Origin of the sequence: Alteromonas sp. AMM-1, from assembly GCF_047290655.1 — a bacterium.
Classification (GTDB): Bacteria; Pseudomonadota; Gammaproteobacteria; order Enterobacterales; family Alteromonadaceae; genus Alteromonas; species Alteromonas mangrovi.
The window spans coordinates 1-10,062 of the sequence record NZ_JBLBUE010000133.1 but is presented as its reverse complement, the minus strand read 5'-3'; the positions used below and the strand labels follow the sequence as shown (position 1 = coordinate 10,062).

At 48.1% G+C, this 10,062-nt stretch carries 8 protein-coding genes; 3 read left to right on the top strand and 5 right to left on the bottom strand.

Annotated elements, in window-relative coordinates:
• The 5 genes from ACLR2L_RS15925 to ACLR2L_RS15905 all read right to left on the bottom strand — a co-directional run.
• Positions 1 to 1,670: efflux RND transporter permease subunit (locus tag ACLR2L_RS15925; protein ID WP_413369474.1), on the bottom strand; the 1,670-nt coding region annotated here is incomplete at its 3' end.
• Entirely contained in the window at positions 1,663 to 4,962 is a 3,300-nt protein-coding gene (locus ACLR2L_RS15920; protein WP_413369472.1) for an efflux RND transporter permease subunit, read from the bottom strand. The genes ACLR2L_RS15920 and ACLR2L_RS15925, both read right to left, overlap by 8 nt.
• Positions 4,963 to 4,986: 24 nt before the next feature.
• Positions 4,987 to 6,066 (bottom strand): efflux RND transporter periplasmic adaptor subunit, encoded by a 1,080-nt coding sequence (locus ACLR2L_RS15915; protein WP_140957134.1) that lies wholly within the window; start codon positions 6,064 to 6,066, stop codon positions 4,987 to 4,989.
• A gap of 223 nt (positions 6,067 to 6,289) precedes the next feature.
• A complete protein-coding gene (locus ACLR2L_RS15910) occupies positions 6,290 to 6,682 on the bottom strand; it encodes an OsmC family protein (RefSeq protein ID WP_140957135.1) in 393 nt (130 codons plus the stop codon).
• Positions 6,683 to 6,689: 7 nt separating this feature from the next.
• Positions 6,690 to 7,520: a S1 RNA-binding domain-containing protein gene (locus ACLR2L_RS15905; protein WP_140957136.1), complete on the bottom strand. Its 831-nt coding sequence runs from the start codon at positions 7,518 to 7,520 to the stop codon at positions 6,690 to 6,692.
• A 66-nt stretch (positions 7,521 to 7,586) separates the two neighbouring features.
• Here ACLR2L_RS15905 and ACLR2L_RS15900 point away from each other — a divergent pair, with 66 nt between their 5' ends.
• Genes ACLR2L_RS15900 through ACLR2L_RS15890 form a run of 3 tightly spaced genes read left to right on the top strand, consistent with a single transcriptional unit; the run spans position 7,587 to position 10,012 of the window.
• A complete protein-coding gene (locus tag ACLR2L_RS15900) occupies positions 7,587 to 8,354 on the top strand; it encodes a 5-oxoprolinase subunit PxpA (protein WP_413369469.1) in 768 nt (255 codons plus the stop codon).
• Positions 8,354 to 9,070: a 5-oxoprolinase subunit PxpB gene (gene pxpB, locus ACLR2L_RS15895; protein ID WP_413369467.1), complete on the top strand. Its 717-nt coding sequence runs from the start codon at positions 8,354 to 8,356 to the stop codon at positions 9,068 to 9,070. The genes ACLR2L_RS15900 and pxpB overlap by 1 nt, the downstream gene beginning before the upstream one ends.
• Before the next feature lie 3 nt (positions 9,071 to 9,073).
• A complete protein-coding gene (locus tag ACLR2L_RS15890) occupies positions 9,074 to 10,012 on the top strand; it encodes a biotin-dependent carboxyltransferase family protein (RefSeq protein ID WP_413369465.1) in 939 nt (312 codons plus the stop codon).
• The last annotated feature ends 50 nt before the right edge of the window (positions 10,013 to 10,062 follow it).

Genomic DNA, 10,062 nt, shown 5'->3' with positions numbered 1-10,062 from the left:
AGCCAGATTCGCCCCTGGTCGTCGTTACCTTCGTCATCACTGGATACGGCGCCGATGGGGATCATAGTACTTGCCAGGATCAGCAAAGCAATCAGCGCTGATTTACGTTGATTTTTCATGGTCCAGTTCAGCATGGAGCGGTACTTGTTGATGTAGGAAGGGGTACCTTGCTGATGTGCTTTGGGCGATTTCATTTTTGATGCCAGCAATGGGATCAGTGTTTGCGCAATCAACAACGAAGCAAATAGTGAAATACAGATCGCAATAGCAACATGTTCTAGGAACACGGTTATATCGATTTTTACGCCTACAATGTTAGGTAAAAATACAATTGCTGTGGTTGTGGTACCGGCAATTACAGCCAGACTCACTTTACCCACACCCACCTTAGTGGCTGTTTCTGGATTGCTATAGTGTTCTCGTTGTTGAAATATACTCTCGGTGATCACAACCGCGTTATCTACCAGCATACCTACCGCCAGCATGAGTCCCATGAGTGACAATATATTCAACGAATAGTCAAACAGGTACATTACGCCCAGCGTTATGCAAATAGAGAAGGGCACCGAGAGCACTACCAGCAGCGTGGTGGTCAGTTGTCGCAGAAATAAGTAAAGCACCACAATAGACAACAACGCGCCAACCAGTCCGGCTTCTACCAAATCACTCAAAGACGAAGTAACGGAATCGGCTACATCATCCATAACGAACAGGTTTATGCCATTAAACGCCGGATCTTCTTTCGCTTTTTCGATAACCTTCATTACCTGACGGGATACTTCTACCAGGTTGGAGCTGGATTCTCGAAAAATATTGAAGCCTACAGCGTAGGAGCGATCCAAATGCCGTCCTTCATTGCGTTCTGGTAACTCAAAACTAATGGTGGCAATGTCTTTAAGCATAATGCCCGGCGCAACGTACAGCTGTTCCACATCGCGCATATCGGTAAATTCGCCCTGGGGGTTAACCATGTATTTTTGGTCATTGGCAAAAAAATGGCCGGCGCTCATTGAAAAGTTGGCCGCCCGTAAGCGCTGCCCTAACTGATCAGTATCGATGTGCAGTGACGTAATGCGCTCGGGGATCAGGCGCACACTGATTTGTTTTTTCTCAACGCCGTACAACTCTACACGAGACACCCCTGGAACGCGTTCAATTACCCGTTTCAGGTTGCGATCCAGCAAATCATAGGCGTTTGACAGGTCGCGATCACTGGAAACCCGCAACTGAAAAATAGGCATGTCGTTGGTATTAAATTTATATACCAGCACACGCTCTACATCGTCGGGTAACTCATCGCGAATAGCATCGATTTTTTCCCGGGCTTCAATACTCTTCGCTTTAATGTTGGCGTCCCAGGCAAACTCGACAAAAATCTCAGCACGATTTTCAAACGAGGAAGCCTGCAGGCGTTTAATACCCGACATGGTGGCAATGGCTTCCTCCACCGGGCGCGTAATCATGCGTTCAATCTCAGCAGGCGTTGCGTCGTTGTAGGGGATTTGTACCATCATCTGCGGAATATCAATGCCCGGAAATTTTTCCAGTGGCAATAACCGCGATGAAGCGATACCAAAAATCAGCAACGAGATAAATATCATGCAGATAGTAACGGGTTTGCGCAAGGCAAACGCCGCCAGCCCAGCACCGGCCTCGGCAAATTTATCCATACACTGTCTCCTTGCTTTCTGCAGCGGTCGCACTGGTTACATCAAAGCGCTTGCGGTCAAACAGGGAATACACAACCGGTAGTAAAATCAGCGTAAGCAGGGTAGAGAACAGCAAACCAAATATTACCGTTACTGCCATTGGCGTACGCACTTCCGCACCTTCACCAAAACCAATTGCCATGGGCAGTAATCCCAGAATAGTGGTGAGGGTGGTCATCACAATCGGGCGCAGTCGGTGATTGGCTGCGTCGATAATGGCGCTGTGTTTGTCCTGGCCTTGTTCGCGTAGCTGATTAATTCGGTCGATTAATACAATGGCGTTGTTTACCACAATACCGCACAACATAATCAGGCCGATAAACACCACCACGCTCACATGTGTATTGGTAAGTAGCAAACCATAAATAGCCCCCGCTACTGCCATGGGGATAGAGAATAGGATCAGCAGGGGATGACCCAGCGATTCAAACTGCGATGCCATTACGATGTACACCATAAATACCGCCAAGCACAGCGCCAGTATTAATGAGTCAAAACTCTGCTGCATGTCTTCGCTTTGGCCTGCAATACTGGCTTTAAGCGACAATGGCAGCGTTAAGCTGTGAATGATTTTTTGTGCCGCATCCACACCTTGTGTAAGGTCGCCATAACGCAGGTTGGCTTCAATTAACGCTACGCGCTGTTGGCCAACACGGGTAATTTCACTGGGACCGTTGCTAATAAACACATCCGCTACGGCATGAAGTGGAATAGGCTGGTCTGCGCCTGGATTAATCATGATTTGACCAATGTCTTCAATCTGATCGCGCTGGGCTTCATTGGTACGTACCAAAATATCTATTTTGCGATCCTGCATACTGTATTGAGTCGCTACTTCACCGCCTACCTGAGCCGCTACCAGTTTTGACACGGTAGACGCATCCATATTCAGACGAGCTAACGCTGCATGGTTAAAATTGATTTTTAACTCTGGATTACCAATGCGCAAACTGCTGGTAACGTCGGCAAATCGATCGTTATTGGTCAGTTCTGCACTTAACAGGTCGCTGTAGCGCTGCAGTGAGGCTAAATCGTATCCTTGCAACTCGATTTGTATTGGTGCCGCAAAGGTAAACAATTCAGGGTAACCAAATTTGCTTTGCACTCCTGCCTGTTGTTGCAGGAATTCACGCATGGCGTTTTTAACCTGAGCTTCGTCTGTATCGGTGGTACCACTATTTAATACCACGTTCAGCTTACCCCAGTGGTCACCCCCTTGAGACGGCGCGGCGCTGATAAGGCTGCCGGTGCCGGCCAAGGAGTAGGTACGGGCAACGCCCGGCAACGCTTCTGTGTACGCAGCTACTTTTTTCAACAGTGCGTCAGTTTGCTCAACCCGTGATCCCGCTGGTAAATTTACTTCCACAAAGAACTCGCCCTGGGACATACGGGGAATTAATTCCATGCCCAGTTTAGGGATCAACAGAAAAGCCAGCGCGGTAACCGCAATGGAACAGCTCAATACCAATACCCGGGCGTGAAGTGCGCCGCGTAATATATTGTTATAGGCAGCCTGAATGCCGTTGAAGGCCAGGTTGAAAAGTTGCGCGAATGGATACAGAGCTAACCCGCATACTTTGCTGAGTACGCGCCAGATGCTTATGATCACGGTAGTAATAAGCATGGGAAGGTAAACAAACACCAGCTTCAGCAGCATGCGAACCGGCCAGGTAAGGTAGTAAAACACCTTGGCAATGCCGGTTGGCTTTTGAGGAGCGACGTGTTCAAGCTCCGGATTTGCTTCAAAGGGGGTATCGGCTTGTTTGGCTTTTGCGGCCAGAGCAGGAATTACAGTGAGAGCGACCAGTAAAGAGGCTACCAATGCAAACGATACGGTCATTGCCTGGTCACTGAATAACTGGCCCGCAATACCTTCTACAAAAATAAGCGGTACAAACACCGCAAGGGTAGTTAAGGTAGAGGCCAGGATCGCATTCGACACCTCTTTGGTACCCGCAGCCGCAGCTTGCGCAGTGCTGATAAGGCCTTTGCCGGCTTGTTTGTGTTTGTCGATGTTTTCCAGTACCACAATGCTATTGTCTACCAGTAAACCCACTGCCAGTGCGATACCACCCAGGCTCATAATGTTCAGGCTGATATCATTGCCGTACATCATGTTGAAGGTAGCAATGACCGACAGCGGAATGGACACCGAAATTATAAATGTTGGCCAGAAATCACGTAAAAATAAATACAGTACCAACATGGCCAGAATGCCGCCGATCACCGCCGACGACTTAACATCGTCGATGGCTTGTTTAATGAATTCACTCTGGTCATATACTTTGTCCAGCTTGTACTGGCTGGGTAATTGCTCGGCGATGTGTTCCAGTTCAATGCTAACCAAACGGGCAACATCTACTGAATTAGCATCACCTTCTTTATAAATGGCTACTTCAGCTCCTTCCAATCCGTTGAAGCGGCTAATGGCATCGCGTTCTTTAAAGGTGTTTGAAATAGTCGCTACGTCTTTTAGTTGGATCGATGTACCGTTGCGGTTGGCAATGTACATCTGACCAATTTCATCCAGTTCCGTAAACTGATTCAACGTGCGAACTAAAAACGCCTGATTGCCATTATCGATACGGCCACCGGCGGCATTAATGTTCTCTTCCTTTAAACGTTTAATGATGTCATTTACGCTGATATTCAGCTGGCTCATGCGGCGCTGATCGGCCAGTACCTGGATTTCATTTTCCAGTGCACCACCAATTTTTACCGAGGCTACTCCTTCAATGGATTCCAGTTTGCGCTTTATTTGCTCTTCGGCATACACGCGCAACTGCTTTATGGCATCGGTCTGGTCGCTGCCATCCTGAACAGACAGACTAAGTCCATAGCGCAAAATAGGATCTAAACTTGGATTGAATCGCAACAAACGCGGCTTTTCCACGTCGAGAGGAAGTTGAAGCACATCCAGTTTTTCGCGTACCTCCAGGCTGGCAAAATCCATTTCAGTGCCCCATGCAAATTCCAGCACCACATCAGATTGCCCCGGACGTGAAACGGATTTCACTGTGCGAACACCTTTCACCGTGCCAATCGTTTCTTCAATGGGTTTGGATACCAGTTGCTCTACTTCTGCTGGCGCGGCACCCGTGTAATCGGTGCGAATGGTAAGGGTAGGGTAAGCCAGTTCGGGTAATAAATTTACTGATAAGCGGCCCAGTGAAACCATACCGAACAACAGGATCGCCAGGGTGAACATGGCGATCGCTACCGGCCGTTTTACGGCAATATCTACAATACTCATAGTGTGTTCTCCGCCTGCCGTTGTTTAGCTTTTTACAATAACAACAGGAGAAGCGTCTTTCAGGTTGTGATGACCCACGGTCACTACCGTTTCAGAGCCAGTAAGACCTTGGGTGATTTCTACATAACTGGCATCTTCAAAGCCGGTTGATACATCTATTTTCTTCGCCACGCCGTTATCAACAATAAACACGCTTGTGCTGTTATCGATGGCAAGCAGGGCTTTGCGTGGTACCAGGGTGGCATTCTGGTGAGTAGAGTAGTTAATGGCAACTTCAGAAAACATACCGGCTTTTAAAAGGCCATCCTGATTGGGTACGGTCAAGGTTACTTTAAACGTACCCGTGGTCGCGTCTACCACCGGGCTGATCCGTTCAACATAACCTAGTACTTCAGCGTTGCCCAGCGCAGCGATACGAAGTGTTGCTGGTTGTTTAGCCGCAATGGCCGACATTTCACTCTCTGGCAGATGAACAATGCCTTGCAGGGCTTTTTGCTGCACAATGTGGAACATTCTTTCGCGTTGGAAAGACTCGGTAAGGTTACCTACTTTTGCATTTCGTTCGGCAATGTAACCGCTTATGGGCGCAGTAATGGTGGTTTCTTTTAAATCCAGCTCTGCCAGCGCCAGCACAGCTTTAGCCGCTTCATATTGGGCGGTTAATTTGTCGTAGGTATCGTCACTTACCAATTTACGGGAGTAAACTTTATCTACTTTGTTTAATTCTTTTTCGACACCCGTTAAGTCAGCACGGGCCTTGCTCAAATTCAGTTCGTAGCGCTTTTGATCCAGTTGCGCAAGCACCTGGCCTTTTTCTACGTAATCACCTTCTTCTACAAAAATGTGTTCAATGATGCCGGATGCCCGGGCTACTACAAACGCTTCTTCTTTTGCCTCAAGAATAGCGGTGGTGTTGTAGCTCGAGGAGATGTCGCCGGTGCGAATTGCTTCAGCTTCAACCGGGATGCTAACAATTACTTCTTCTTTTTTCTCTGTTGCGTTAGTGGCTTCAGCATCATCCATACAACCGGTGAGGCCGGCACAAGTCAGCAGGGTGCCAGCAAGCAATAGAGTTGAAAGGGTAGTGCGTTTTGAAGTTTCCATGGTCAGGTACCTGCATTAATTTTATGTATACACGCTAGTGAGCATGTGGTGTGCCAGCTTGTTAATAAAATTATAAATGCAATTAAAACAATAAATTAGCGACTTAATGTGTCCATGTGTAACCAGATGTATCAGCTAGTTATGGTGTGAAGTGCTATTTTTTGGCGGGAATGGTGTTTTGTTGGTCAGATGCGCTAATATTTGCCATCTGACCACTGTTTTATCAGAGAATTTGGTAGCTGGTTGTAATGTCTACATTGCCTTTTAGCATTAACATGACAGAGCAGTATTTTTCGGCAGATAGTGCTACCGCACGCTCTACGTCTTTATCTGTCAGGTTGTCGCCTTTCACTTTGTAATGTGCGTGAATGGCGGTAAACACCCGTGGTGGCTGTTCTGCGCGTTCGGCCGATAAATCACATTCACAGTCGTGAATGGTAAGACGGCGCTTTTTCAGTATATCAACTACGTCGATACTGGAGCAGGCGCCTACTGCCAGCAAAACGGATTCCATGGGTGAAATGGCTTCGCCGTTGCCGTCCATGGTTTGTTGATAACCGGATTCAGTTTTACCGTTAAAGGTAAGAGCCTGTTGCCAGCTTACTGTCGCTTTCATAGTCACCTCAAAGTAACGTTATTTTTTGTTTGTCCAGACGGATTTTATGTTGTTTATACAATGCACCCAGGGCGCGCTTGTAGGCTGCTTTACTTACGTTAAAACGGGCATAAATTTCATCGGGTGGACTCTTGTCCGTCAGGGTAGACATACCGCCGTGCGCTTCCAGGTCGTCAAGTATGTCCTGTTGCAGTTTATCACGGCCAGTAGCGTTTACCTGTTGCAGGCTAACGTCAATTTTACCATCCTCGCGGATCTGCTTAATATATCCGGTGGTTTCTTCGCCAATACGCAGTGGCTTGAATGCCTCACTGGCAAAAATTAATCCCAGGTGGGATTGATTGATTACCACTTTAAAGCCCAGTTCGGTTTTTGCGTAAACAATCAGTTCTACTTCCTGATCCGGCTTAAAATATGTGCCTTTCTCGCTTAAAAACGGATGCAGTTTGGTAGCACCAACAAGGCGCTCACTGTTAGGATCAACGTAAATGTATACCGGATACACCATGCCCTCGCTGATCGGTACAGCCTGATTCTGGCGAGGCACCAACAAGTCTTTTTCAATACCCCAGTCAAAGAAGGCGCCGAAGTCGGTTACACCCACGGCCTTTAACACTTTTACCTCGCCCGCCTGGGCTTTGGGGGTTTTTTGACTGGCAGTAAGCTGGCCGTTTTCATCGGTATATACCAGCACCTGGATTTCGCTGCCTTCTGCCAGCGGTTCTGTTACGGGCCCAGGTAATACCACTACACGATCATCTTCAGAATGAGCGAGCTGGTATCCAAACGGGAATTCACCTTGTACGGTTAAGGTATTGATTTGGCCTAATGTGATCATAAACACTGACTTTTAATACGAAATAGGTAACATGATACCCGATCAATTACCAAGAGCTAACAGCTTATGATGTTAAATTGCGATTTAGGCGAAAGTTTTGGTGCCTGGAGCATGCCGGTGGACGAGCAAATTATGGTGCATATCGATATGGCCAACATTGCTTGTGGATTTCACGCCGGTGATCCTTTGGTGATGCAACGGGCGTTGCAGCTTGCCAAACAGCATCAGGTTTCTGTTGGTGCGCATCCTTCATATCCTGATTTACAGGGCTTTGGCCGGCGCAGCCTGGCTATGTCTGAGGATGAACTCGTCGCCTGTTTGCATTACCAAATCGCGGCGATTTCAGGCATGGCCGCGGTTCAGGGAATGGAAATCGAGTATGTTAAGCCCCACGGTGCCCTCTACAATGACATGATGCGCGATCCACGCATTCGTGACACCGTTATGAAAGCCGTAGCGGGGTGTTCGGTACCTGGCATCCCTCTTATGTTGCAAGCGCATCCCGATCATAAGCTAATCAGTCAGCAGGCAGGGCAGTACAACCTGGTATTGTTGTTTGAAGCGTTTGCCGACAGACGCTATACCCCGGATGGCTATTTGTTGTCCCGTCGATTGCCCGGCGCTGTGTTAAGTGAATCAGAGGCATTTGAACAGGCTATCCGCATTATGGATCGCGGTGAAATTGTGGCTTCAGATGGCTCTGTACTGGCTATGCCAGTTGATACGCTGTGTGTACATGGCGATTCGCCTGGCGCGCTGGCAATGGCTGAAGCCTTGCGAGTTGCGCTAACCAAACGAAAATTAACCCATGTAAGGCCAGGAATTAACGACTGATGAAGCCGTTTGGTAAGTTACGGGATATTCAAATCGCGGCGGAGGATGGGGTGATCCTTTATGCTGCTGGTGAGTCACTGCCAGAAAAGAATGTCGTTATTCAATCTCTGGTTGAGTCGATAAGTGCGAAAAAATACAAGTGGTTAGTAGAGCTAATTCCTTCTTACGACAGCGTGATGTTAGTGTTTGACATGTGGCAAGCCGACCATCACAGCGTTTATTGTGCGTTATCGCAGTTACAGCTTGACGCCAGTACCGACAAACCAAAAGGCCTGCATCACAGTTTGCCCGTTTGGTACGGTGCGCCACAGGCAAATGATCTTGACCAAATCGCTTTGCATACCGGATTATCGAAAGAAGCCATTATCAAACTGCACAGCAATATTACGTATCGGGCTTACGCCGTCGGTTTCGCCCCCGGTTTTGCCTATTTGGGGGAGCTGGACCCAGCGTTAACTGTGCCCAGAATGGCAAAACCCAGAACAAAAGTCCCTGCCGGGGCAGTTGCCATTGCAGACCGGCAAACTGCGGTATACCCAAGTGAATCGCCAGGTGGCTGGCATCTTTTGGGTTTGTGTCCTATTCCTTTGTATTCCCCAAAGGATGGTGCGCGAGTGTTAATTAGTGCAGGGGATACAGTATCGTTTACGGCTATCGACCAAACCACTTTTTTACAACTTGCGGCGCAGCATGGCCTGCTTTGGGACAAAGGCTGAGGCATGGCAATTCAAATACAACATATTGGGCTATCAGCCATTATTGTAGATGCAGGGCGTCGCGGTGTGTTACATCAGGGATTTTGTCAGTCAGGCCCGATGGATGCACGGGCATTTGAATTAGCAAACCGTTTATGCGGACAAACAAATGCCCCCACCGTCGAAATAATGGGGGAATGTACATTGTTTGTTGAACAGGACTGCTACCTGAGCGTAACCGGTCCTGCGGCAACGTTACTGATAGATAACCAGCAAACAGATTGCTGGCAACGCTTTGCAGTAAACGCTAATTCAATTGTGCATATTCGACCGGAGCGTTTAGGCACTCGGCATTATGTGGCCGTGCCATCAGGATTTGCCGTTGACGCGATCGTGGGCAGTGCCTCAACCGTAAAGCGGGAAAATATGGGTGGATTACACAAAGATGGTTCATCAATCAGGGTTGGTGATACGTTGAACGTGAAGGCTATTTCAGCGGGTCTATCTCTTAATTCACCGGCCAGTTTACCCGCGCACCTGATACCCAAATACGATTCACCCGCATTAATTGGGATTGTGCCCGGATACCAGCATCAGGCATTCAGTACATTAACCTGGCGACGTTTATTGAGCAGTGAATATGACGTGACGCCACAGATGGACAGAATGGGTGTGCGACTGAAAGGGCCTGAGGTAAAAAGTATTGTGTCTACCTTGTATTCAGAAGCCATTGCGGCAGGCAGTGTACAGGTACCACCAGATGGCCAGCCAATAGTGATGATGGCCGACAGGCAAACGTTGGGTGGATATCCAAAAATGGGGGCAGTGGCTCGTTGCGATCTTTACCGTTTCGCCCAGTGCCTGCCAGGTGATAAGATACAGTTTTATCAACTCGACGCCGCCAATGCCCGTGCAACGTGGTTGCTTCAGCAATCATCCATTGCCAGGTGGTTTGGTAACTAGCGTTTCTTCATACGAGAATTTCATGACAACAGCTTACCTAAACGGGGAGT